Source organism: Psychrobacter communis (assembly GCF_014836505.1).
Classification (GTDB): Bacteria; Pseudomonadota; Gammaproteobacteria; order Pseudomonadales; family Moraxellaceae; genus Psychrobacter; species Psychrobacter faecalis.
In genome coordinates, this window is sequence record NZ_JACSQR010000038.1 from 1 (window position 1) to 24,215 (window position 24,215).

A 24,215-nucleotide genomic window follows, 5' to 3' on the forward strand; every position below is an offset into this window, starting at 1 on the left:
AAAATATAATAAACACTAGGCGAAATTCACCTCCACCCTAATGTCGGGTGGAGTCCTCTTTCGCTTTTAGATAGAGTGATAAGCATTTAATGGATAATAATAAAGGATAACGATAAACAGTCATGGCAACAAATAACCATAAACAGCTACCCCGCCTTGGGTAGCTCTTCACGTTTTAAACCAATCGTTCTAAGTTTGCCTTTATCATCGACTTCTTTGATGACCAGTGACCATTCATCATTAATCGCCACTGTATCGCCCGATACCGGCGCCATATCTAGGTTACCTTTGACGTATTCAGCAACCGTTTGCTGCCACATATTTTTTTCATTATCTTCTGGCATGGATCTTAGCTTATCGACCAAAGACTCAGAAGTCATAACACCAGTAAAAAATGGCAAGTCGCCCAGTTTAACGCTCGGTGATAGGAGCCAATCGCCATAAAAATCATCGATAGCTTTGCGGTCTAAGGTGGTGTCATTAAAAATCCGCGCAATTTGGCTGGCATGATTGCCGCGCATCGCATACCAAACGCTATCACCAAATTTGAGCTTAGTATCTTCGTCGACAATGACAATCTGCTGCCCGCGTACCAAGGCAAACACACTAATTTCATCAGGGTTAACGTGGTTAGAAATGCTTTTTGGATGACGTCCAATCGCAAACGCCCCAGACTTTACTTGAAACTGATATAAAGTAATACTTGCCTTGTCCGATACCCAAACCTCATGCTTCTCTTCGGGGTCTTTGTTATTGGGAATGCGTACTTTAAATAAATCCGCCATAAAGGGAATGGTTGTGCCTTGCAAAATCAAGGATAAAACTACTACGCCAAAGGCAATATCAAACAGCATAAAGGCGCCGTCAATACCCGCCATTACGGGCAAAATAGCAAGGGTAATCGGTACGGCACCGCGCAAGCCAACCCAAGAAATAAAACCGATTTCTCGGTCTTTAAACTTAAAGGGTTTTACGCTGCTGTAAACGGCGATAGGACGAGCAATTAAAATCATAAAGGCGGCAATCACAACCGAGTAATACCAAACATTAATGACGTTTGATGGCGTCACCAACAGACCCAGGACCACAAATAAGACGGCTTGCGATAACCAAGCAAAGCTGTCCATTACCCGCATCACGTGCTCGGTTGAGCGCACTTTATGGTTGCCTATCAGCACGCCAGCCAGATAAACTGCCAAAAACCCACTACCACCGATTAAATTGGTCGCCGCAAATACTGCCAAGCCCGCCGACAATATCAAAATGGCATACATGCCTTCTGCCAAATGTATCTTCGGTAACAGCCTTGCCAATAAATAACCAAATAATAAACCCATACCGAGGCCAAAGCTCAGCTGCTGTAATAGCAGGCCTATAAAGCCCAGTACCGTTTGTCCCTCAGGGTCGACATTTAGCGCAATCAATCCGGTGACTAATAAAATGGCTAGTGGATCGTTGGCACCAGATTCGAGCTCCAACGTCGCTTGTACACGGTCGTTAAGTTTAACCCCGCCATTACGCAGCAATGAAAATACCGCTGCCGCATCGGTCGAACCGACAATAGCTGCCATCAATAGCCCAAAACGCCAATCGACATCGAGTAGCCACGTGACAAAGACGCCCAGTATCATGACCGTTGCCAGCACTCCCCACGTGGCAAGAGTAATAGCAGGTCTTAGCCCCACTCGAAAAGATTTAAAGGAGGTGCGCAGTCCACCATCTAACAAAATACAAGCCAGCGCTGCCTGCCCGACAAAGTTAGCAAGACCATATTGAGAGAACTCAATACCCAAGATACCTTCTTCACCGGCGAGCATGCCCACGACTAAAAACAACAATAATAGCGGCACGCCCAAACGCGCCGACAAGGTACTTGCCATGATACTGGCAAAAATTAAAACTGCTCCTACGAAATACAGGATATTTAAGGTATCCATCTTTTTTAAGCCCTATTTTTAATCATTATTATGTAAGTGTGTCCTTTAGCTTTTCTAGCGTACTTGTTGCAAAAGCTTCAAATTGAAATGCTCTAAATTAAACAGTCTTATTGTAGTTTTCTTAACTGTCTAACTTTAAAAACCCAATCTATAAAAGCCTACTCTATTGTATAACATAGAATCCTAACGGTAGTTTGTGTTAAGCGTCGTACGCATGCAATTCCTATAGAAAATATTCACTATTGGCTCTTTATTTGTTCAATCATAAAGGCTTTTAGCGTCGCTATAAACCTTAGTCTAAGAATATTAGAAAGCAAATTAATAACCTGCCTTTTCATCATCAAAAAAGCCCTACTTAGCATAATGCCAAATAGGACTTTTCTGTTTTATAAGTGCTCAGTGTTTTTATAAATGCTTAATCATTATTAATGGTAAATGATAAATACTCATGCAAATTATAAAATTATATTACTTAGGCTATTTTGGTTTAAGGGCAGCGCTGATATCAGCCAATAATGGCGGGATATCGTGTTTATCTGTCATCACTTCTAACATCACCAGTTTATCTTTGGTGGCCGCTGCTTTCTGGAGCGCTGCTTTTAGTTCGCCAGCGGTTTCTGCTTTAAGGATTAAGCTATTTTCTTCCGTCGCGCCAAAGGCTTTTGGCATCATTTGCCAGTCGCACTTAGGAATGTCATTATAGCGCTGATTTTCACCATGAATCGCTCGCTCAACGGTATAGCCATCGTTATTAATCAGGACAATAACCGGATTGATGCGCTCTTTAATCATTACCGCGATTTCTTGAATGGTTAATAAAGCCGAGCCGTCACCAATCAATAAGATACTACGCTTATGCGGTGAGGCAATAGCGCCACCCAAACTCGCTGGCAAGGTATAGCCGATTGAGCCCCACATTGGTTGCCCATAAGACGTCACCCCTTCTGGCAGACGCACATCACTGATACCAAAATACGCCGTGCCCTGGTCAGAAAATACGAGGTTTTTATCATCGAGCGCATCGGCGATGATATGCCACAAGTCATCTTGGCGAATCGGCTCGTCATCCTTGCCGTTTTGCTTATGCGGCTGCATCGCCTTACAAAATTGCTTCGGTACGATATTAACGCCTGAGGTCATGACTTCATGCAGGGTTTGCAGCGCATCTTTGAGCGCAATCGGCGCAAAGTTTTGACCGCTGATAGACGCCCGCTCATAATGCAAATCAACCACGACTTTTTCATCGATATTTTGGCTAAAACCTGCGGTGGTCGTGTCGGTATATTGCACGCCGATTTTAATTAAGCATTCGCAATTTTCTACCGCATCTTTAACCACAGGACGTGATGCCACGCCTGCATAAGTACCTGCCCAACGCTCACTGTTTTCATCAAGCAAGGTTTTGCCCCATGATAACGTCGTATAAGGAATATCGGTATCAGCAATTAAAGCCTTTAGCTGGTTTTGCAACCCCAAACGATGCACCATCAAATCTGCCATCAGTGTGGTGGTTTTATTAGGTAAAAACTCTATGAGTGCTTGCTTAAAGTCTGCCAACGCGGCTTGGCTGGTGATATCTTCTTGGCTGTCATCAAGCTTGGTCGTTGGCGGATAAATCGGCATTTTTGCCACATCTGGTGATAACAACAAATAACCGGGACGATGCTTTTTCAGAATAACTCGAATCACACGATCAATCTCAGAGGCCGCGTTATCAGGTGTGATTTGCGCTCGCGCGACGGTGACCGGTTCAACCATTTTAATAAAATGATTAAACACCCCATCACCTAAAGTATGGTGAATCCGGCGTTTTGAATCTTGCAGGGCGGTACTTGGCGCACCGACCACGTGCAGCACGGGTGCGTACTCGGCAAAAGAGCCCGCGGTAGCATTAATCGCTGACAGCTCACCCACGCCAAAAGTCGTCACCATAGCAGCAAAACCACGCTCACGTGCGTAGCCATCAGCAGCATAGCCAGCATTTAGCTCATTGGTATTGCCGACCCAGCGCAACTTATCAGACGCAATAATATTATCTAAAAACGTTAAATTAAAATCACCGGGCACGCCAAAGATTTCAGTCGCACCCGCTTCAGCGATACGATCGAATAAATAATCCGCGATGGTATATTGTTGACTCATTTTTTATCCTTAATGCTTAAAATTATAAATATTGATGACTATCAATAAAGATGGGGTTTCTTATAAAATGCACACCAGCTTATTTCTTCCATACAAAGCTTTTGGAATACATATTATAATAAACTGTTATAACATAAAATTATGACTGGATGACATGCCTGTTTTGCTAACTTTTACTTTTTTTCGTGTTAGGTGTTGACAGGTAAATAAAACTGCGTATAATACGCCTTCATCAACTGACGATAGTTAATTGATAATTAGCGGGAATAGCTCAGTGGTAGAGCATAACCTTGCCAAGGTTGGGGTCGAGAGTTCGAATCTCTTTTCCCGCTCCAAATACTTAAAAAGCCTCACTTAACAGTGAGGCTTTTTTTTGTCCGATTTTTAAGGGCTGTAGCGTTTTTCAGCATGAGCTATTCAGTCTAATTGCTAAGTTTATCTAACATATTAAAAGCTCAAAAATCAGCACCGTGACCAAAACGTGACCATTTCGTGCCCACGCTATAAACACTGATTTCGTAATTGAACCCAACTTATTATTCTTATCTTTATAAAAAGCGATGCTAAGAAATATTTTCTTAACATCGCTTTTCCTTTTTTACTGCTTTTGTATGTTGAGCTCATAGCGTGACCAAAACGTGACCAAATCATGAAAAAGTAAGTTTTAAAAATAACCCCAACCTTAATTGTAGGCCTTGGAACGTCATATATATAAGGCTCTACCAATTATTCATCTGAGAATTTCTTTCAACTTTGTAGTTCCTCAAGACTCTTCATTATCTTTATTATTTGGCTTATAAATAAATAAGTCACCCACCTGCACATCTAAAAACTCACATAACTGGTCGATGGTATTGAAGTCAATTCTTGATGACTCTTCATTGTATAACTTATGAAGGGTTGATTTACTCATACCTGTTGCTCTTACAACATCTGCTACACGCAACTTTTTCTCTGCCAAAATTACAGGAAGTTTAGACACAATCATAATTAATACCTCTTTTCGGGTAAAAATGCTTTACATTGAGGTAAAAAGATAATATAGTACACAAATCGGTTACTAATTACCTCTAAGCAGGTAAATAACAGCTGATACTTCAAAGGTGCATTTTTAAGGCTGATAAAATAATTTCTATTCTATCACTTAATGCAATGACTTAATAACTGAAAAGAGGTAAACACTATGAGCAATACTTATTTAACAACTGATGAGTTAGCCGAACGCATCAAGTACGACGCACGTACTATCCGCAATCAAATGAAAGACACCGTTTTGATTGAAAACATCCATTACATTCGTCCTTTCGGCGGTCGCAAGATTTTGTACGTATGGGAGCGTATCGAAGAGGATATGTGTAAGCCAGTTATGAGCGCCATCAACGGTATGGCACTTCAGTAATAAAAGGAGAATTACTATGGCTACTATGCGAGGACGGTTTGGCAAGCTGGTCGTAGACTTCCGCTACTTAGGTAAGCGCTGTCGAGAGAAAACCAGTTTAGAAGACAATCCAGCTAATCGTAAAAAATTAGCGCAAGTCTTGAAAAAAATGGAAGCTGAAATAACCCTAGGTATCTTTGATTACGCTACTTACTTCCCAAAGAGTGAACGAGCGCAGGAAATGAATGCACTGGCTGATAGAGCGGAAGCTTGTATCAGTCGCAATCCTACCTTTAGGCAGTTTTCAGAGATTTGGTATGAGGAGAAGAAGATTGAATGGCGGCCAAGCTATCGGCAAAAAATAAAGATTATTCTTGATAAGTACTTGTTGCCTGAGTTTGGTGGCAAAGCAGTACACGCCATAAAAAAACCAGACTTGCTGACCTTCCGTAGCTCCCTCGCCAAAGTTCGTTACGGTAAAGATGGTCAGTCAAGTCTGTCAGTAGCACGAATCAATCAGATCATGATACTTCTTCGTATGATACTAGAAGAAGCGTCTGATCGCCATGAGTTTGAGATGCCTTATAAAAATATTAAGAATCTCAAGCAAGCTCGTCCAGATGTGAATCCTTTCACACTGAGTGAAGTATGGCTGATTTTAAAGCATGTCCGAGCTGATTATAGGCCCTACTACACCATTCGCTTTTTTACAGGAATGCGTACCAGTGAGATTGATGGACTGAAGTGGGACTGTATTAACTTTGATCGGCGTGAGATCAGTATCCGTGGTGCATTAGTAAATGGTGAGATGGGCCCGACTAAGACGTTAGGTTCACAACGTGATATTGCGATGTCACAGTTGGTCTATGATGCCTTGCTAGAGCAGAAGACGCGCACCTTTGGTAAGTCAGAGTTTGTGTTTTGCAATTCACAAGGCAATCCGATGGAGTACCGCAATGTGAACCGGCGGGTATGGAAACCCACGCTTGCCCTACTCGGTCTTAAACATCGGCGGGCTTATCAGACTCGGCATACCGCAGCGACACTTTGGCTCGCTGCTGGTGAGAATCCTGAGTGGATAGCCCGGCAGATGGGTCACAGTAGTACTGAGATGCTGTTTCGGGTGTATAGCCGCTATGTGCCTGATATCACCCGTCAGGATGGCTCAGCGATGGATAACTTGCTACTGGCGAGTAAGGAAAAGCTAACCAGCGCAGCAAATACAAATAGCTCTAATGCACAAACAGACAAGGAGACGTCACTATAACAATTATCAATTATGAAGAGCTGTTTAGCGAGTTTAAACGGGACGGTGCAATCAGTGATGAAGCAAATCTTATCGCCAATGCATTGATGCGTGAGTTTTACGTTCCATCGGGTTATAACCTAGCACGCTTCTTGGGAGTGAAGCACTGCTTTAATAACGATATGGCGGTGCGGGTATGGGTGCAGAAGGGCTTAGATGCCAGTCTTGACTATGTGATTGAGGATATGTGTTGTCAGCTTCAGAGCGAGCTTTACGAGCTATTACCGCAGTCTGGCTATGGCGGCTACTAAGGAGAATGTGATGAGTGTAAAGCTTCAGCCGAATATGACGCAGAACGCACGAGATCTAAGAATCTGTGAGGATTACTGGTCATATGATAACGAAAGTGATTATATCGCTCATATCGAAACCGTCTGTGAGGAGTATAAGATTAGCCCACAAGTGCTGTTCGAGATAATCGGTGAGTGTTTTGCTTATTTAGATGATGTGCTTTGTGAGTACTGCGGCTATGTTTGCCCTTTACAGATACCAGCAGACATCCCTTATATGCGAGCAAAAGAGAGTTGGTGCTGTGAGGTATGTGAACATGCTGTATGGCGGGAACATAATCATAGATAAGTCGTTCAAATTTTAGAGCCAGACAGCTTAGGTTGTCTGGCTTTTTTGTGTGTAGTATATCTCCTCCTAAATACAGTCCAAATTTAGTGTGCCACTACAAACACTCATTATTTCAGCCAGATATAAGCACAAGCGAAAGCATTTTCTACTAAGTATCGCGCTATTGATGATGTGCCACCTTTTGAGTTTGAAAAACAGTATTATGATAACCTCAATCCGTTAGATCTAGCGGCCTAACTTAAATAAACAGCCTCCGATATAGTCGGGACAGTTCAAAGCGACTCATACTCACCTTTTAAGACGCTCGCCAATACACTTTCATCACCATATCTTGGCGAGACAAACCAAACTTAGCCTTTAATTGACGCTTTAATATTTTGGCATCAGACGCTCCAAGCGCTCCCCAAACCTTTTCTATAACGATAGATGCGCCTTCTAAGCGTGTATCTATAACTGACAAGACAGCATCAGGAAGATTGGTGGTTGGCGTATTTAAGATATGCGTTATACTATCTTTTTTAAAATTATCTATCTGTGCTAATGTCTGACTTAATTCGATATCTTGTAAATACGCTCTATCTGCCACATCATGAGTAACGACAATGACGATTGGCGCTATTGGATTGTGCCAATTTTCTAATAAGTTAGCGACTGTTGGTATAGACGTTTCGTCGCAGATAAGCAGACATTGTCCGTCATTTAAATGCGCAATCTTTTCAGGATAATCGCGAACACTTTTGAGCTGCGTGCCAGCTTGAGCCGCTCTTGCCCAATTTCCACCAGGCGTGTCACCATGAATATAAGTATCCACCCAGCCATGTATTCGCTGAGTTCCTGCATCTTGCCATGCTTTTCGCAAGGTATAATAACGTTGTAACCTCTCCGATGCGTTATCAGAGGCATTAGCAGATTCATGACTGTTTGATATGTCAGTATTCATTTCAAACAGATAAGCGTATCCTGCATGATTCAGTGGCGAGTCAGCAGGCGCGATCACGACCAATCGATACATATTCGGGCTGGCGTAATAACTATCAATCACAGTGAAATAACGCTCTTGCTGTTTTATCGCCTGCTTGCCAAGTTTCTTTGAAGCCACCTGCAAGAGGTTGATATATTGCGACTTCAAAGAAACCGTTTCATCAATCACATTTTCAAATTCAATAAAGAATTGCTTGACCACATCAGGCAACGATTCAGCTTTATGACTTGGTAGACTTTCTGAGTTTTGAGCTGCTGCTTCGAGCAATAATCCATCGCTATAAACCTCTGCCACCACAACCGCTACATCATTACTGAGCTTAGTGTCAGCAAATGCCTCCACAAACATAGCCAGCTCATCTTGGTGTTCATCATTGATATGGTTCATGAACTTTATTTTAGCCGCCACGGGTAATGGCACTTTGTCTGTATAATGTTGATCAAAAACTTGGGACATAATGCACCCTTTATAAAAAATTAGTTTTATAAAAAAGACAAGGCGCTTGATCCACTCAATGCGCCTCATTTATTAGGCTTGTAACCTAACAAGCCATGACTATTTCTAAAATTTATAAGACAATGACGCTTTTACTTCACGCTCATCACCCGGAATATTAAAGGTATTGAGTGAACCGACGCGGACATAATGGTCTTTGTTAAAGAGGTTATAGACGTTTAACTGTCCGGTGAGCTGATCATTAAATGGATAACTGACCATTGCATCCCAAGTATTATAAGAATCTGCTTTGATACCTTGAGAGGAAGAAAACTCACCGACGGCGTTGACACCCAATCCTACTGTTAATGGACGAGCAAGCCAATTATCCGCTTCATAGCTTACCCAAAGGTTCGCAGAATGCTTTGGCATTAGTAAGAAAATGCCATCATCCCTATCACTTGATGCTTGTTTAATATCACTATCTAGATAGCTATAACCGCCAGATACCTGCAAATTCGGCATAATCTCGCCATTAACTTCTAGTTCTACGCCTTGCATTTGACGTTTACCTAATGCAACTTGATCGCCATCTTTTGTAGGAGCAGCAGCATTTTCATCGGTCAGACGGTAGGCACTTAGTCTTGCAGATAAGGTATCTTGCCAATGTCCTTTTAGACCGATTTCTATTTGATCGCCTTCACGCGGCTTTAGTAACTCACCGTCTTTATTGGCGACATACTGTGGGGTAAATACTTGGGTATAACTACCATATGCGTTGATATTTGGCGTCAACTCATACACAGCAGCCCCATAGCCGGTGGCTTTGCTACTACTGTCAGTACTGGCATTAGCATTGCTAATCTTGTCATCACTTTCTATCTCATAGTGACTCAAACGACCACCGGCGATTAAACTTAACTTATCGATAGGTTTATAATTGACTTTGCCATATAAACCTGTCTCACTCAGCGTATTTTCAGTGTGTACGAGGGCAAAACCTTTCTCACCGCGACGTGCTTGCTCAATAATACTGACTTCGTTCAAATCGTTGATTTGTTCGACTGTGAGCCCTTTACCCAAGGCTTGAGTTCGTGCATTCTCATTATCAGTTTTAAAGCGTTTATAGTCAGCACCAATGACATATTCGCTTTGATGGTTGCCAATCTTAAAAGGTTGGCTTAGATTGACATCAGCACTAAGTGACGTTTCATGAATATCTGCACCAATACCAGCAACATTGGTTTTATTGTCTACAAGGGCGCTTCCTGCAAAAGCATAATTATAATCAGCCTCTCGATCAGAGTAGCGCATACCGGCACTTATGACGCCGGCACTGGCAAGACGATGCTCAAAATCGGCAAACACATCATGGCTCTGACTGTTAAAGTCATTCCATTTAGCGCCATAGAATTTATCTTGAGGTAAAGATATTAATGATTTATCTGCAAAAGTTGGTAGACCATTATTAGGTGTGATTTGTCGATCTTGCATTAAATAACCTAGACCAAATTTGCTGGAATCATTCAATTGCTTATCAACACTGACATAGACCGTACTATTTTGATTGTCTTTTCCGCCGATATCATCAACTACTGGATTAGCACGCTGATTGTATTGCAGGACCGTTCGACCAACCAGACTGTCATCGGCGCTTAAACTGCCTTGTAGATCAGCAGTTACGCCATAACCTGTTGGGTTACTAACATTGGCTTCTAAGATTTGCTTGCCATCGGCTTCACCACGCTTTCGAACCAAATTTATCACACCGCCCATCTCTGACGCTGAATTAAACAAGCCAGATGGACCACGCATGACTTCTACTCGGTCAAATGCCGCTAAATTAGGCAAGGTGCCATTGATACTTGCCATTGGAGAGGCGAGCCCATCGATACTGTATTGGTCATATTCATAACCACGAGAAAAAATAGAGGAGCGCCCATCATCATTTTGCAGGACGCGTAAGCCTGTCGTGCGCTTAGCAATTTGGTCTAGGGTATCAAGATTTAAGTCATCGATTTTCGCTTGGGTGATCACACTGATAGACTGTGGAATATTTTCTAGATAATCTGGTATCTTGGTGCCGACCGTCGCGACATTGGCATTATATAAATTATTGTCTTCACTCGGATCAATGGCATATAAAGGGTTTGCGGTAACGACAATTGTATCTAATGTGGTGCTAGGCTCTGAATCAGCATTATTTTGTGATTCAGCAGCAGTCGCTGGTACTGACATAAAGAGTAACGATAAAACAGAATAGCATAGCGGAGATAGTCGGAAATGCGAGGATTGATTGGAGGTATTATTAACCACGTGAGAATTCCTTAAAGCAATAGTAGATAACCCATTGGGTTTGTTAGTGGTTTTAAAAACAGATAACGATTAAACGGAAACGACTCTGGCTTCATCTAGTGAAGTCAGAGTCTGTTCTTACCAGTTAGCACTCAACAACTAGAATCCTCTAGCATTATCACTAGTCGCGGTATAAAAGATATTAAAAGCACTATTAGCGCCAGTTTTTATGACTTTGCCATCTACTGTTGCACTGGCTTCGAAATTAACACCACCACCTGCACTCTCACCGCTAGCAATGTTAGGTAAGGTCAAAGAGTGTACGACCACTTTTTTATTGGTAACTGGTATATTTGCTTTGGTTAGTTTGGTACCACGTGGTTTGACCACTTCGCCCTCTGTAACGACTGTTGTTAAATCGTCAAAAATGATATCGAAATTTAATAATTGTGCCTGATCAAGTTTTGCTTGACCATTGACAACAGGGATACCAACAAGAGTTTTGCTGCCACGATGGATCATGCGATTATCGATAACTTTACCATTATTTAGCTTTCTGCCTTCTGCAGCCACTGAGTTCGTTCGAACCATCAACATCACTTTATAGCCTGGTACTGCAACTTTACCTTTTCCATCAAAAATATCAGCGACCAATTCTGGTGCATTTTTCGCTTTATTGATGACTACTCGAGCAGAGTTTTCAGAAACAGGATAATCTTTGCCGTCAATCGTTAAATAACGGGTATCAGCATAGTTACTTTGAGTTTTCATGAGACCCGTGGTGACAGCATTAGAGGTAGATACAGGCGTTGCGCTAGATGATGACATCGTATTTTGACAGCCTGCAACCCCTAAAGATAATAGTGCAATAGATAAAATAGAAACTTTAGATAATAGGTTTTTGCTGAAACATGACTGAGTTGAACGTGACATAATTTAATCTCATAAGAAGGATTTTTGTGAAATACAGAACCACTAGAAAGCAATACTATTGATAACGATTATCATATGCATTATTATTACGATATTGTAACTAATTGTCAATCATTATCAGTGATATAAACTGCATTTGTTAATCCTCTTACAGCTTCAATATAAGCAACGCTATGTCTAAGGCTTTTTTCAATAAACTAAATATAATAAAGGATAAGTATGTCAAGATTTCAGGGAAGCCTTGCAATTATAACGATAACTATGGCAGGAGTAATGATGTCACCAAGCTATGCTAAACCTGACTTGACCAAGACCGTAGATATGAGCTTATTGCATGCCAAAGATATCGGGTATCGTTTCGTATATCATACCTTCAGTGCACCTGCACCAGAACTATCCTCCTCTAGCTTAACCGATTCACAATTGAAAACGCTGCAAGCCTATGCAAAACCTCGTCATTATCAAGTGTGGTTAGCTATTCCTGAGCAGACAACCGATCATCTACTCTCTAACAATTCTGTAAAAACTCCTAGTAAAGTGCTTTATATGCTTGATGGCAATGCGGCTATTGATGATTTAAACAAAGAAACGCTGCGCTTATTATCCAAATCCACACCACAAAAATCAGCGCCCGCTTTGGTCTTCATAGGCTATCAGACGCCTTATCGTTTTGATGTTGACGCCAGAGCTTATGACTATACCCCACCACTATTAGCCAACACTACAGATAACAATGCGTTTACAGAAGAAGGTAGAGAGCGATTAAACGGCGGTGTAGAAAACTTTTATGCGTTGATTGAAAAAGAAATTAAACCTTGGGTATATGAACAGTTGGGCGAGAAACCGAAGCAAGAAGCCATTTGGGGACACTCTTACGGTGGTTTGTTTGTGTTATATAATTTGTTCAAGCATCCTGAAGCTTATCAGCAGTATTTCAGTGCAGATCCATCACTTTGGTGGCAAAATGGAGAGATGATTAACTATTGGCAGGCATATCAAAATCTTCCTAAAGCGCAACTTGCAGATATATCCAATAATAAACACAAACAAATACGACTCACTTTTAGTCACTCTCCAGAGCAGACCACTATGCCAGTAGTAGCGCCTACTCTGATGAGTAAAAAAGAATTCGCCAAGGAAGTCTGTGAGCACTTTGAGGAGCGTTGTAGCTATCAGTTTTACAACCAATCTCATGGAGAGGTATTTACAACCTCTCTATTAGAGAGCTTAAAGAACTTCTAAGATTAAGCCTATTCAAGATAACTTTAGCACTCTGACCTTATCTACTGGATAAGAAAAACCTCGCTAGGTTACCCAAGCAAGGCGGAAGAGAAAGATTGTTATTATATTTATTTTTTATTATTATCTTAGTTATTTTTAATAATAGCGGGACGAGATTGATTATATAGAAAGCCAACTATGGTAAATGACTCCTATTTTTCATTGTTATTCATTAACAAAGGCAATTTTACTTAAACCTGCTTGGCTTGCCGATGCTAACACTTGCGCCACCGTATCATATTTGCTGTCTTTATCCGCGCGCAATTGAATAGAAGGGTCTTTGCCTGAATCACTTTCTTGCTGCAAACGAGTATCTAACTCTTCTATGCTAATAGGATCGCTATCCCAAAAAATACCGGCATCTTTATCAATACTGATTTGGATTGCTTCAGGTGGCTGCTCATTGATTAGCGCACTGGTCTTGGGTAAATCAAGCGGTACTGTTGGGTTCAAAACAGTCGCTGTCAATAAAAAGATAATCATTAATACCAACATGACATCAATAAGTGGAATGAGGTTCATCTCATTCATACTTTGGACGTCATCATCACCTAACTGAAATGCCATAATATTCTCAATTGTGTATCAGTCTTATACAAAATCATAAATTTTTGCTTTGAAAAAAACCATGCAGTTCTATCGTTTACAACAGCTTTATAAATAAAGGCTAGCACTGCTACTGTTGATAAGCTTCTTGTTTATCAGTATGAATACTACTATTGCTATGAGCACTCTTACTACCAGTGACATTAGTGGTTATACCCTGCTTTTCAGCTACATTATGAGGCTCCATTGAAGGTTGCATTGCTGCTAAATTAACAGACTGCGCCAATAAATCATGGGCTCTATCATTGGCATGGTACATTACCCGTCGATTGATACGTACGGCAAGGTTATAAAACACCACTGCTGGAATTGCGACGGCAATACCGAGACCTGTCATAATGAGCGCCTCGCCAACTGGCCCTGCCACTTGTCCAAGTCCTGCTTGCCCACTGGTACCGATATTATGTAACGCGTGAAAAATACCCCACACTGTACCAAATAACCCAATAAATGGCGCGATCGCTGCAGTGGTACCTAAAATAGGTAAGCCACGTTCGCTAGCAAAACGGTAACGCCCTATATGCTTTAATAATGCTTGCTCAATGACTAATCGACGCATAGCAGCATCAGAGTTAGTCACAGCTGAACGCTTCATCTCAACCTGCTGACTCAAATCATCAGCAACACAGGCGGCCAATTTTCGGCTTTGTAATATGCGAATAATACCAGTTACCCAAGAGAGCACCGATAAGACCAATAGCAAGAAAAACAAGCTTTTGGTCACCAAATCGCTGTATTGCCAGTAGCTTGTAAAGTCCATATCAGACTCCTTAATATGTTATGCAATCATATGAGTTCGTTGCGAGTACCGCATAACGACTTATCATGAAAAATTATAAATAGTGACGCTTTGAAAATAATGGGCTTGGTAAATAACTAACTTTTACGGCACTGCATAACTGATAGGTAAAGTCACATTACCCACCACTGGTACGCCATTTTTCGTAAAGGGTTTAAATTTACCAGAACGTACTTGTTGCTGAGCTTCTCTATCGAGTGCAGCGTTGCCAGAAGATTGCGCTAAGCTCACATTATCAATGCCGCCTTGCTTATTAACTTGTAATATCAAAACCACCCTAAAGGTTTCGCCTGATTTGGCAGCTCGTCTGGCACGAGCAGGAAAACTAAAACTCGGTGCTGAGGCCCAGTTAGCGTTAGTGGCAGTAAAATTGACGGGGGTATTACTTGCGGCGGCGGCAGCTTGTTGATTGGCTTTCTCACGAGCAGCGGCTTGTGCGGCTTCTCTTGCCGCTTTGGCATCGGATTCGGCTTGCGCTTCACGATCTGCCTTTGCTTTGGCATCCGCTGCTGCCTGAGCCTCTCGCATAGCTTTGGCATGCACTTGTTGAGTAGCCTTTTCAGCCTGTACTGCCAATATCTTACGTTCGTTATCGGCTGCTAAAGCGCTTGCTTGAGCTGCTGCGTCTGATTCTTGTGATTTTATTGGTTGTTTGATGACAGGCTTGCTATTTACTACCTTTGTTGTCGCAGTAGCTGGCTTAGTATCAACTTGAGGCTTTGATGTCTCTTCTTTCACAACTGGTTGCACGGCTTTTTTAGGCTCTGGTTTTGCCTCAGGTACGCTAACAGATTGTGGTTTGAGCGCTTTAATAGGTTCGACTTCTGCGGCTGCCGTCACCGGCTCTGCAATTGTCGTAACTTCTGACACCAACTGTATTTCTATAGGTGGCGTTATTTTAAGTGGCTTAATAGTAGTCACAGGGGTTTTGACTATCACCAATGCAAGTGCTGTCAGCAAGTGTAATGTGACAACACAACCCATAACTGTTGATGTTAATTTAAGTGATGGCACATTGAAACTTGTTGAACCCATAACAGCCTAATAAGTCTATAAAATAAAATGTAATAGTAATGCAAACGATAACTATTAACAATAATTATCTTTCAGATGTTAATTTCCGCTTACAAATTACCCTCTCTACTTTAAATAGGTTTAAGAGGAAGGCAAGCTGTTTCTTAAAAGCTGCTAGAAAGATGAGTACCTCTATCTATGAAAATAACCAATATAAATAATGACAATAGTTCTCATTATCATTGATATATATCACTAACTCCTTTATGATAATCGCTGTTTACTTATCTGACCTTACAAAAAACGAAATAAGCAATAAGATTGAAGATTGAAGGCAAAATAAATAGCGAAGAACACTGTTGTTAATACAGTTATGCAGACTCTTTACTACCCTTCATATATTTGGCAGTCGTTTGATTAACCAACTTTCTATAACCTGTATAATGAGTTATTTATGTTTACCACTTTACTCTCTACACCAGTACCTGTATTCAAGCGTCCTTTATTAACCACTATGATGGTGGCATTAGTAGCCACTGTTAGTTTGACTGGCTGTACATCATCCGACTCTAGCGACTCTGAAACTGCAACGATTACAACAGAAAATAAAACGACAGATACAGTCTCAAATGCTACTAGTAATGGCGAGTCTGCCACTACTGTAAAAATTGATACCGTAAAAGGTGAAGTAAGCTTACCGATGAACCCATCACCCATTGCAGTATATGACATGACGCTAATGCAAGATTTAGCCGCTCTTGATGTGCCTATTCAAGGTATGCCAAACAATATGTTGTTAGACAATCTGCAAGCAAAAAACCAACCTGAGCCAAAAGAAGTAGGTACGTTATTTGAGCCAGATCTTGAAGCCTTGAATGCGCTACAACCGCAGGCAATTTTAATTGGCGGCCGCACTGCTAAAAAATACGATGAACTTTCGAACATTGCTCTTACCCTTGATATGAGTGTCGATACCGCCGATATTTATGAATCGAGCAAGCGCCGCCTGGCTGATTTAGGAGTATTGTTTGGTAAAAGTGAGCAAGCGGCCAAACTGCAAAAAGACATTGATGACCTGTTAGCAGAAACCAAAGCTTCCACCAAAGATAAGGGCACAGGCCTAGTCGTCATGGTCAATGGCAATAAAATGTCGGTATATGGTACTGAGTCACGCTATGGTTTTATTCACACCGTACTCAATATTCCAATAGCGGATGGACAAATCAAAGATGGTAACCACGGTCAGCCAGTGTCTTTTGAATATCTACAAAAGACCAATCCAGACTGGTTATTTGTCATTGACCGTAGCGCGGCAATTGGTGAAGACAGTGCTGGAGCAAAAGCAGTATTAGATAATAAACTGGTTGCCCAAACCACTGCTTGGAGTAAAGATCAAGTGGTATATCTCAGTCCAGACTCTTATCTTGCATTCGGCGGTTATTATCAATGGATTAAAGATTTAACGACCATTAAAGACGCTTTTAATAATGCTAAATAATCGTTAGATTTATTAAGCATTATTAGATAACTGTCCTCAAACGATCACTTTGTGCGTCAATAAATTTCTAAGCCAGCAAACTTTATGCCGTTATTTTCTAATAAGATCAGTGTTGAGGATAAAGCAAGCGCTTCTTTGTCCACTAGCTCAGCAAAGTCGTCAAAAAGCGCGAGCAATAGTTTTAGCGCTCAACCTCGACGTGCCGTTATGGCACCATGGTTCATTAACAGCGCTAGCCTCATCATTATGGGGCTTTTGGTGTTATTAAGCTTATCAATCGGTGTAGCCGATTTTTCCTGGTCAGGTATCCTGCAAAGCCTCATCAGTCATAGCGCCAACTCAGACAGCTCGTTAATGTTAGTCAGCCGACTACCGCGTACCATTGCCATTATCTTAACAGGTATCGCAATGGCAGTGGCTGGAATGATTATTCAGGTAGTACTAAAAAACCGCTTCGTTGAGCCATCAATGGTTGGTGCTACCCAAAGTGCAGCGCTAGGGTTGCTCGTGGTCAGCTTGCTGTTTCCAGCCAGTGCGCTTATTATTAAAATGGGCGTGGCAACCATCGCTGCTCTATTTGGCATGATGTTATTTATGCTGCTGATTCACCGTATTCCACCGACAGACTTTTTAATGATTCCGCTGATTGGTATTGTCTTTGGCGGCATCATTGAAGCAGTGACGACCTTCATCGCGTATCAGACTGAGTCATTACAAATGCTAAGTGTTTGGCAGTTTGGTGACTTTTCTGGCGTATTAGCTGGTCGTTATGAATTATTGTGGCTGACAGGTGTACTCTGCGTGCTGGCTTATATCATCGCCGATAAACTGACCATCATTGGTTTAGGCGATAATATTGCGCTTAACTTAGGCATCAGCAAGCGTCATGTGACGTGGATTGGCGTCGGAATGGTTGCCATGATGAGTGCCGTTGTCGTCGTGACGGTGGGTATGATTCCATTTATTGGTTTGGTCGTGCCCAATATCGTCAGTCGATTGATGGGTGATAAATTACGCCGTAGTTTACCTGCGGTTGCCTTGCTTGGTGCTTCAGCGGTATTGCTGTGCGATATTATTGGACGCTCGATTCGCTATCCATTTGAAGTGCCCGTAGCAACAGTTTTCGGTGTGGTTGGTACGGTACTGTTTTTATGGCTATTATTACGTGCACCTGCTGAACAATAAAAGCTGTTATTTGAATCACTCAACCCAATCCAGTTACCTAATCTTTTCACTTATCACTGCTTTTTTACCAATAAGTTTGGCACTATAGGATTTACGCATGTTTTCATCATCTAAGCCTAGCGCCGCAACCACTAACACCGCAGACGATAGTGCTTCAGAAAATAACGACGCTCTTACTTCTGGACAAAGTCGTCTAGCACAACTCTGGACAACAATCGTTAATCATCCAAAATCGATTGCGTCCATTGTATTGCTTATCTCGATGATTCTGTTTTTAAGCATTAACGTCCATGGACATTGGGATTTTGCGCTACCATTACGTAGTAAAAAACTACTAGCGCTGATGGTCGTTGGTTATGCGATTGGCGTCTCTACCCTATTGTTTCAAACCTTAACCCACAATCCTATTTTGACGCCCTCATTGTTGGGCTTTGATTCGCTGTATGTATTGCTGCAAAGCTTACTAGTATTCTTTTTGGGCGCGATTAGCTTTACCAGTCTTAATCCGATTGCTAAATTTTCGCTTGAAATTGTCTTGATGTTTGGCGCGTCGTTATTGCTATTTAAACTACTGTTCTCCAAAAGCAGTCAGGATTTAACACGGCTGATATTAGTCGGCGTCATCTTTGGGGTGTTGTTTCGCAGCTTATCGGCACTGATTGCGCGATTGATTAACCCTGATGATTTCGTCGTTGTGCAATCGGCAAGTTACGCCCAGTTCAATACCGTAAACCCACAACTTTTGGGTATTAGCTTTATTATTTGTGTCATTAGTGCGCTGTTTATTTGGCGCTGGCGCTATCAGTGCGATGTTTTGATGCTTGGTAAATCACAGGCAATCAACCTCGGTATCAACTACCAACGCCTAGCATTTGGGCTGTTAACGGGCATTGCGGTACTAGTTGCTACGGCAACCGCATTAGTTGGTCCAGTGACTTTCTTTGGCTTATTGGTCTGCGCATTGACCAATCGTATCGCGCGTAATATGTATCATAGCGAACGCTTAATATTGGTCAGCTTAGTGGCAATTATTTGCTTGGTACTCGGTCAAACCATATTTGAGCAAGTTCTCGGTATGGCTGGCGTCTTATCGGTCGTCATTGAATTGGCTGGTGGCTTGGTATTTTTAATATTGATTTTTATGAGCCAACGTCGCTCAAGCCATTAACCATAAAAATTTATTGAAAATTTAGCTCACAGATACTCAAATGAAGTAAAAACAATAAAGTAAGAACAATTATGATAAAAATAACTGGCATCTCGCATCATATCGGCAAACAGCAAATCTTGCATGACATGACACTGACCCTGCCTAGTGCCCAAATCATTGCCTTAATTGGTCCCAACGGCGCTGGCAAATCCACTCTATTTTCGGTGATGGCACGCTTGCAACCTTTGCAAAGTGGGCAAGTAAGCTTTGATGTAAATAATGAGGAACGTGGTATTGTCAGCTGTGATGCACGAACCTTGTCTAAAACGGTGGCAATGCTTGGGCAAGATAACCAAGTGCAAGGGCGGCTTCGGGTGCATGAACTACTAATGTTTGGGCGCTATCCTTATCATCAAGGTCAGCCAACCGCCAACGATCAACAAAAAGTGCAAGAAATTATAGAGCGCTATGAGCTTCAGCCGTTAGCCGAACGCTTCTTATCGACACTATCAGGTGGTCAACGCCAACGTGTGCTGATTGCGATGATTGTTTGTCAAGATACGCCGTATTTATTGCTTGACGAGCCATTAAATAATTTGGATATGTACCATGCTGGTCGCCTGATGCGTGAACTACGTGAGTTAAGTCATACTGAGCAAAAAACCGTGGTCATTGTCCTCCATGATATCAATCAAGCCGCACAGTTCGCTGATACCGTGGTAACGATGAAAAATGGGCGTGTGCTAGCCACAGGAGCGCCTGTAGATGTCCTCACGCAAGAAACCATGAAAGATTTATACAACGTCGATGTCACTGTTTTAAACCATCAAGGTCGTCCAGTGATTGTCGATACGGTGTAATTCAAGCTAACTGCCTCTAGCTTCATTCCTTACTTCTTAAAAAGAACAATTTATCTCACCTTCTGAAAATCATTCAATAGTTACTGACTAATAAAAACTAAGAATATATATAGTCAGGGAAAAGCAATATCGATACATAACAGTGCTGCTGATATCAATTTTTCTCGCTTGCTGAGCCTACGCAGACAGAGGCTGCAAAAAATTGATATCAGCAGCACCGTAGCGTTTTTAAGATACTTTAACTATAGTGACGATACCAAAACCAATAAGCTTTAGAACTGTTAGATTAAAGAGGCTTTGATGTTACGACCTGGCTCAAAGCCAGTGACAGCATCACCAGTCGCATTTAAATGAATTACTTTTTACAAGATTATGAGACAATTGATCACCCAAATAAAAAGGTCTGAACCATTAGTTCAGACCTTTTTTATTCTTAAAGAAAATACTGTATCTAAGAATTAGAAATCAATACTCACATCAAACACATAAGCCCGACCTGGCTCATTAAAAGTTCGAGCACCCGCATTGGTACCCGTGCCTTCGCGTTTAATTTGCTTATCAAATAAGTTTTTGATTCCGGCACCAACGGTGACACTATCCGTCAAGTTATAGCGAGTGCTGATATTGGCAAGTGCATAAGGCTTACGATCAAGCTTTAGCGTTTCTAACGCATCGCCAGTAGTAACTGAAACTTCAGGCGCTTCAATAGTTCCGTAATAACTAACACCAAAGTCGGTATTCCAACGTGGGGTAATGTCCCAGTTAACGTTAGAATTAACAGTAAACTTAGGGATTAATGATAACGCTTCGCCAGTATCTTTACGTTCTGAGCGAATATTTCCAGTGACATTAGTAGACCAAGAAACCGTGTCAGTCACTGGCACTTTTACAAAGCCTTCAAGACCTTCAATGATGGCTTCGCCTTGGTTCTCCCATTGAAAAACAGAGCGGTTTATATCTGCACTATCAACCACCACACCAACTACACCCACACGATCTACACCCGCACCAATACGGTTGTCATAGGCATTATGATAATACGTCAGACCAGCATTGAGTCCTGTACCATCGTCATAGGTAAAAGTCAGCTCTTTGTTCCAAGAAGTCTCGTGCTCGAGATCAGTGTTACCCAAAACATAGCAGCCTCGTTGATCAGTCGGAATCCAAGAAGGACAGCCATTGCCTTTAGTGTAGTAGATATAGTTGGGATCAAGTTGATAAAGTGATGGTGCTTTAAAGGCGCGACTGACCCCTGCTTTCACCGACCAGTTAGGGCTAAAGTCCCAAGTAGTATTGATACTCGGTGACCAATTGCTACCGGCTTCGCTGTGATAATCAAAACGGAGCCCTGGGGTTACATACCAATCTTGAGTGATTTGGTAGTTGTCTTCTAAATAAGCACCTATCAGGTAAGCATCTGATTTTGGATCGCGCTTAGCAGGGTCAGTTTCCACATCCCCAAAGTCAAAGCCTTCATCAAAAGTTAAATCTGAAACCACAGGATTATTGAGTTTTTCACCACGGAACTCAGCGCCTGCAGTCAAGGTGTGGCGGTCAAAAAAGATATCCCACTCTGACTTGGCGTTAAGTGTGTCATAAGTCGCTTTGTTCCATAGGTAATCTTCGCCTTCTACTGGAGGCTTAATTTGACCTTCAATACTACCACCAGTACCTTCAGCCAAGCGCTCATTATTGGTACGGTTAAACTCTAAATAGCTGTTACTACGGGAGTTTTCATAGTCACCTCGATGGGTTAAAGCAGCACCATAGCGGCGCATCTTATTGGTGGTGTCACCCCCTAGGGTTTCGACCAAGTCATCATTGACTGTTTGGAATTGCGAGTCGCCCGCCCAGCGGTTATCTTGCGTGCTGTAGTTGACCTCAAAACCCACAGTATTCATCGCATCCATAGCGTATTCAAAAAGCTGGCGGACGTCTACATTTTCCACCCCTTCAACACCTGCCGCGACCGAAGCAGCTGGTCCGTTGCTCCCATCAACAATTTGGGCGTCTTCGGCATTGATATAAGGGTCATCACCTTCACTGTCGTGGTAACCCAGCGTGGTACGGAAGGACAGCTTGTCGTTTAAAGAGCCAGCCATATTGATATTGGTGCGCCAGTCTTTGCCTTCTAAGTCACTCTCTGGGGATTCGTAGTGACCGGTGACCGAAAATTCTTTTTTAGTAGGCGCTTTGGTGATGATATTAACTACCCCGCCCATACTACCAGAACCATAGCGAGCCGCGGCTGGACCACGCAATACTTCGATTCGTTCAATAGCGCTCGGCGGCACCCATTGCGAGTCTCCACGGGTATCTTGCTCGCTAGCACGACCAGGGCGAACTGCATTGCGAGAAGTAACAGGACGGCCGTCGATTAGAATCAGCGTGTTATTCGGTCCCATACCACGTAGGTCAATCTGGCGCTGGTTACCGCGCTGACCAGAAGTTGAGGAGCCAGATAGGTTAACCCCAGGCATTTTGCGCACGATCTCTGCAATGTCATTGGAAACAGAGGCTTTTTTGATGGCCTCTTCACTAATCACTGACAGACCCGCTGCTTGTTCTAGCTCCTCTCGCGCCGCTTTAACGACAATGGTATCTAGCTCAACAGAGGGCATAGCTTGCTGTTCTGCCGCTTCTTGCGCTTCTATTTGTTGTACAGTAAGGCCACCGCTCTCAGCTGCGAATGCGGTAGTAGTAAGAATAGAGGCGATAGCGATGCTCAGAAAAGCTTTACCAGTCGTTAAACATAGTGGTTTTTGTAAGGAAGAGTTTTTTATAGCAAAAGAGGTTGGTAATATTGGCATAGATGACAATCCTGGAAGTATTTAGTGTTTACTAATATTTTTCAGCTTTTCTGATAGAAGAGATTCGATATAACATCATGAATACCTGCTAGAAAAACACGGTAAAGTTATGCTTTTTAATTGCTATAAAAGTAAGATAAGTAATTGAAGTATTAATATAGATAACATCTTAAAACTAGAAGATGCAAAGAGCTACCCACTACTCAGCAATAAAGAATGCACACTTTAGCAACATTATAAAAATAACGCAAACAATAATGATAATAGTTATCATTATTCTTCAATACAATATCGAATACCTTCAATTAGCTGATCATTAGCCTTATCGTTAAGCTACATAACTAAAACCTCTCAAGTTAATATCTACAGATTTAACAGCATTGAGCTCTATGCTAAAAACACTTATATCGAGAAAACGGCTATAAACAATAAAAGTAATTATATAGGATTCGGGATATTCTCGAAAAGAATGAATATTAATGTTACTCATACAAGAAAATCAGCCACTGGTCGCCTTAGTTTCTCTGCTTTTTATAGTTGTTGGGATTTTATTAGTGTTGCAGTACGTGATGATTCGTTATGGACAGTGGTTTTTAAATCAAGTCATTCGCTATTGGGTAATGACAAAACAGTATCTTGGAAAACACACACGCATCATTCAATTTAAGGATAGGCATCCCAAGCTGTATGTAATACTGTCACAACGGTTCGATATACGGCATTTTTATGGTCTGTCATTCACGCTTTTATTTGTATTAATGAGCTACGTATTGGCGTTATTCGTTGGGCTGGTCGAAGACGTGGCTACATTAAAACCTATTGTTGCCACAGACTACTTTGTATCACAGCAGATGAGTTTACTGCGTGACTCTGACGTTATTCATTTTTTCATTCAAATAACCAGCTTTGCTTCTACTCCTATGACCGTTTTGGTGATGCTGCTTACTATAACCCCAGTTCGGGATAAGGGCTCAAAAAAAAGATAAAAAAAGAAGTCCGAAGTTGCTAAAGTAAGTTTACCAAGA

20 protein-coding genes and 1 tRNA gene are annotated in these 24,215 nt (G+C 41.8%); 11 read left to right on the top strand and 10 right to left on the bottom strand.

Annotated features, from left to right (window positions below):
- Positions 1-146: 146 nt before the first annotated feature.
- Both H9653_RS10765 and H9653_RS10770 read right to left on the bottom strand, forming a co-directional pair.
- Positions 147-1,937 (bottom strand): potassium/proton antiporter, encoded by a 1,791-nt coding sequence (locus H9653_RS10765; RefSeq protein ID WP_191692362.1) that lies wholly within the window; start codon positions 1,935-1,937, stop codon positions 147-149.
- 477 nt (positions 1,938-2,414) lie between these two features.
- Entirely contained in the window at positions 2,415-4,079 is a 1,665-nt protein-coding gene (locus H9653_RS10770) for an alpha-keto acid decarboxylase family protein (protein WP_191692363.1), read from the bottom strand.
- A gap of 260 nt (positions 4,080-4,339) precedes the next feature.
- On the opposite strand from H9653_RS10770, the gene H9653_RS10775 reads away from it, so the two are divergent.
- Positions 4,340-4,414, top strand: a tRNA-Gly gene (locus H9653_RS10775).
- 428 nt (positions 4,415-4,842) lie between these two features.
- Here the strand turns inward: H9653_RS10775 and H9653_RS10780 are convergent.
- Positions 4,843-5,067 (bottom strand): helix-turn-helix domain-containing protein, encoded by a 225-nt coding sequence (locus tag H9653_RS10780; protein ID WP_105245245.1) that lies wholly within the window; start codon positions 5,065-5,067, stop codon positions 4,843-4,845.
- Between the two features lie 195 nt (positions 5,068-5,262).
- Here H9653_RS10780 and H9653_RS10785 point away from each other — a divergent pair, with 195 nt between their 5' ends.
- From H9653_RS10785 to H9653_RS10800, 4 genes are all read left to right on the top strand, one after another.
- Entirely contained in the window at positions 5,263-5,478 is a 216-nt protein-coding gene (locus tag H9653_RS10785) for a hypothetical protein (RefSeq protein ID WP_011513303.1), read from the top strand.
- 16 nt (positions 5,479-5,494) lie between these two features.
- Entirely contained in the window at positions 5,495-6,724 is a 1,230-nt protein-coding gene (locus H9653_RS10790) for a site-specific integrase (protein WP_191692364.1), read from the top strand.
- A gap of 86 nt (positions 6,725-6,810) precedes the next feature.
- A complete protein-coding gene (locus tag H9653_RS10795) occupies positions 6,811-7,014 on the top strand; it encodes a hypothetical protein (protein ID WP_225211730.1) in 204 nt (67 codons plus the stop codon).
- A 10-nt stretch (positions 7,015-7,024) separates the two neighbouring features.
- Complete coding sequence (locus H9653_RS10800) at positions 7,025-7,342, top strand: hypothetical protein (RefSeq protein WP_225211731.1); 318 nt, start codon at positions 7,025-7,027, stop codon at positions 7,340-7,342.
- Between the two features lie 295 nt (positions 7,343-7,637).
- On the opposite strand, the gene H9653_RS10805 is transcribed toward H9653_RS10800, so the two are convergent.
- The 3 genes from H9653_RS10805 to H9653_RS10815 form a co-directional block, all read right to left on the bottom strand.
- The gene (locus tag H9653_RS10805) at positions 7,638-8,780 is read right to left on the bottom strand and encodes a siderophore-interacting protein (protein WP_191692366.1); all 1,143 of its coding nucleotides are present in this window, start codon (positions 8,778-8,780) and stop codon (positions 7,638-7,640) included.
- A gap of 105 nt (positions 8,781-8,885) precedes the next feature.
- On the bottom strand, positions 8,886-11,075 hold the full coding sequence (locus H9653_RS10810; RefSeq protein WP_198328168.1) for a TonB-dependent siderophore receptor: 2,190 nt from the start codon (positions 11,073-11,075) through the stop codon (positions 8,886-8,888).
- A 138-nt stretch (positions 11,076-11,213) separates the two neighbouring features.
- The gene (locus H9653_RS10815) at positions 11,214-11,987 is read right to left on the bottom strand and encodes a hypothetical protein (RefSeq protein WP_191692367.1); all 774 of its coding nucleotides are present in this window, start codon (positions 11,985-11,987) and stop codon (positions 11,214-11,216) included.
- A 219-nt stretch (positions 11,988-12,206) separates the two neighbouring features.
- Here H9653_RS10815 and H9653_RS10820 point away from each other — a divergent pair, with 219 nt between their 5' ends.
- Complete coding sequence (locus H9653_RS10820; RefSeq protein ID WP_191692368.1) at positions 12,207-13,229, top strand: alpha/beta hydrolase; 1,023 nt, start codon at positions 12,207-12,209, stop codon at positions 13,227-13,229.
- A gap of 204 nt (positions 13,230-13,433) precedes the next feature.
- On the opposite strand, the gene H9653_RS10825 is transcribed toward H9653_RS10820, so the two are convergent.
- The 3 genes from H9653_RS10825 to H9653_RS10835 form a co-directional block, all read right to left on the bottom strand.
- A complete protein-coding gene (locus tag H9653_RS10825; RefSeq protein WP_191692369.1) occupies positions 13,434-13,835 on the bottom strand; it encodes an ExbD/TolR family protein in 402 nt (133 codons plus the stop codon).
- Positions 13,836-13,944: 109 nt separating this feature from the next.
- Positions 13,945-14,634 (bottom strand): MotA/TolQ/ExbB proton channel family protein, encoded by a 690-nt coding sequence (locus tag H9653_RS10830; RefSeq protein WP_191692370.1) that lies wholly within the window; start codon positions 14,632-14,634, stop codon positions 13,945-13,947.
- A gap of 123 nt (positions 14,635-14,757) precedes the next feature.
- Entirely contained in the window at positions 14,758-15,657 is a 900-nt protein-coding gene (locus tag H9653_RS10835; protein WP_225211732.1) for an energy transducer TonB, read from the bottom strand.
- A gap of 484 nt (positions 15,658-16,141) precedes the next feature.
- On the opposite strand from H9653_RS10835, the gene H9653_RS10840 reads away from it, so the two are divergent.
- The 4 genes from H9653_RS10840 (at position 16,142) to H9653_RS10855 (ending at position 20,380) form a co-directional block, all read left to right on the top strand.
- The gene (locus H9653_RS10840) at positions 16,142-17,185 is read left to right on the top strand and encodes a siderophore ABC transporter substrate-binding protein (protein ID WP_191692372.1); all 1,044 of its coding nucleotides are present in this window, start codon (positions 16,142-16,144) and stop codon (positions 17,183-17,185) included.
- A gap of 207 nt (positions 17,186-17,392) precedes the next feature.
- Positions 17,393-18,370, top strand: coding sequence for an ABC transporter permease (locus H9653_RS10845; RefSeq protein ID WP_376779287.1), 978 nt, complete (start codon positions 17,393-17,395; stop codon positions 18,368-18,370).
- Positions 18,371-18,467: 97 nt separating this feature from the next.
- On the top strand, positions 18,468-19,538 hold the full coding sequence (locus tag H9653_RS10850) for an iron chelate uptake ABC transporter family permease subunit (RefSeq protein ID WP_198328173.1): 1,071 nt from the start codon (positions 18,468-18,470) through the stop codon (positions 19,536-19,538).
- A 71-nt stretch (positions 19,539-19,609) separates the two neighbouring features.
- Positions 19,610-20,380: an ATP-binding cassette domain-containing protein gene (locus H9653_RS10855; RefSeq protein ID WP_191692374.1), complete on the top strand. Its 771-nt coding sequence runs from the start codon at positions 19,610-19,612 to the stop codon at positions 20,378-20,380.
- Between the two features lie 458 nt (positions 20,381-20,838).
- Here the strand turns inward: H9653_RS10855 and H9653_RS10860 are convergent, their stop codons facing one another.
- Positions 20,839-23,190 (bottom strand): FepA family TonB-dependent siderophore receptor, encoded by a 2,352-nt coding sequence (locus H9653_RS10860; protein WP_191692375.1) that lies wholly within the window; start codon positions 23,188-23,190, stop codon positions 20,839-20,841.
- A gap of 479 nt (positions 23,191-23,669) precedes the next feature.
- Here H9653_RS10860 and H9653_RS10865 point away from each other — a divergent pair, with 479 nt between their 5' ends.
- The gene (locus tag H9653_RS10865; RefSeq protein ID WP_191692376.1) at positions 23,670-24,176 is read left to right on the top strand and encodes a hypothetical protein; all 507 of its coding nucleotides are present in this window, start codon (positions 23,670-23,672) and stop codon (positions 24,174-24,176) included.
- The last annotated feature ends 39 nt before the right edge of the window (positions 24,177-24,215 follow it).

Coding starts and splice junctions, on each gene's coding strand:
- H9653_RS10790 (WP_191692364.1), top strand. CDS start 5,495: ATGGCTACTATGCGAGGACGGTTTGGCAAGCTGGTCGTAGACTTCCGC.
- H9653_RS10840 (WP_191692372.1), top strand. CDS start 16,142: ATGTTTACCACTTTACTCTCTACACCAGTACCTGTATTCAAGCGTCCT.
- H9653_RS10845 (WP_376779287.1), top strand. CDS start 17,393: ATGGCACCATGGTTCATTAACAGCGCTAGCCTCATCATTATGGGGCTT.
- H9653_RS10770 (WP_191692363.1), bottom strand. CDS start 4,079: ATGAGTCAACAATATACCATCGCGGATTATTTATTCGATCGTATCGCT.
- H9653_RS10850 (WP_198328173.1), top strand. CDS start 18,468: ATGTTTTCATCATCTAAGCCTAGCGCCGCAACCACTAACACCGCAGAC.
- H9653_RS10830 (WP_191692370.1), bottom strand. CDS start 14,634: ATGGACTTTACAAGCTACTGGCAATACAGCGATTTGGTGACCAAAAGC.
- H9653_RS10815 (WP_191692367.1), bottom strand. CDS start 11,987: ATGTCACGTTCAACTCAGTCATGTTTCAGCAAAAACCTATTATCTAAA.
- H9653_RS10825 (WP_191692369.1), bottom strand. CDS start 13,835: ATGGCATTTCAGTTAGGTGATGATGACGTCCAAAGTATGAATGAGATG.
- H9653_RS10835 (WP_225211732.1), bottom strand. CDS start 15,657: ATGGGTTGTGTTGTCACATTACACTTGCTGACAGCACTTGCATTGGTG.
- H9653_RS10785 (WP_011513303.1), top strand. CDS start 5,263: ATGAGCAATACTTATTTAACAACTGATGAGTTAGCCGAACGCATCAAG.
- H9653_RS10800 (WP_225211731.1), top strand. CDS start 7,025: ATGAGTGTAAAGCTTCAGCCGAATATGACGCAGAACGCACGAGATCTA.
- H9653_RS10780 (WP_105245245.1), bottom strand. CDS start 5,067: ATGATTGTGTCTAAACTTCCTGTAATTTTGGCAGAGAAAAAGTTGCGT.
- H9653_RS10865 (WP_191692376.1), top strand. CDS start 23,670: ATGTTACTCATACAAGAAAATCAGCCACTGGTCGCCTTAGTTTCTCTG.
- H9653_RS10820 (WP_191692368.1), top strand. CDS start 12,207: ATGTCAAGATTTCAGGGAAGCCTTGCAATTATAACGATAACTATGGCA.
- H9653_RS10860 (WP_191692375.1), bottom strand. CDS start 23,190: ATGCCAATATTACCAACCTCTTTTGCTATAAAAAACTCTTCCTTACAA.
- H9653_RS10855 (WP_191692374.1), top strand. CDS start 19,610: ATGATAAAAATAACTGGCATCTCGCATCATATCGGCAAACAGCAAATC.
- H9653_RS10805 (WP_191692366.1), bottom strand. CDS start 8,780: ATGTCCCAAGTTTTTGATCAACATTATACAGACAAAGTGCCATTACCC.
- H9653_RS10765 (WP_191692362.1), bottom strand. CDS start 1,937: ATGGATACCTTAAATATCCTGTATTTCGTAGGAGCAGTTTTAATTTTT.
- H9653_RS10795 (WP_225211730.1), top strand. CDS start 6,811: ATGCGTGAGTTTTACGTTCCATCGGGTTATAACCTAGCACGCTTCTTG.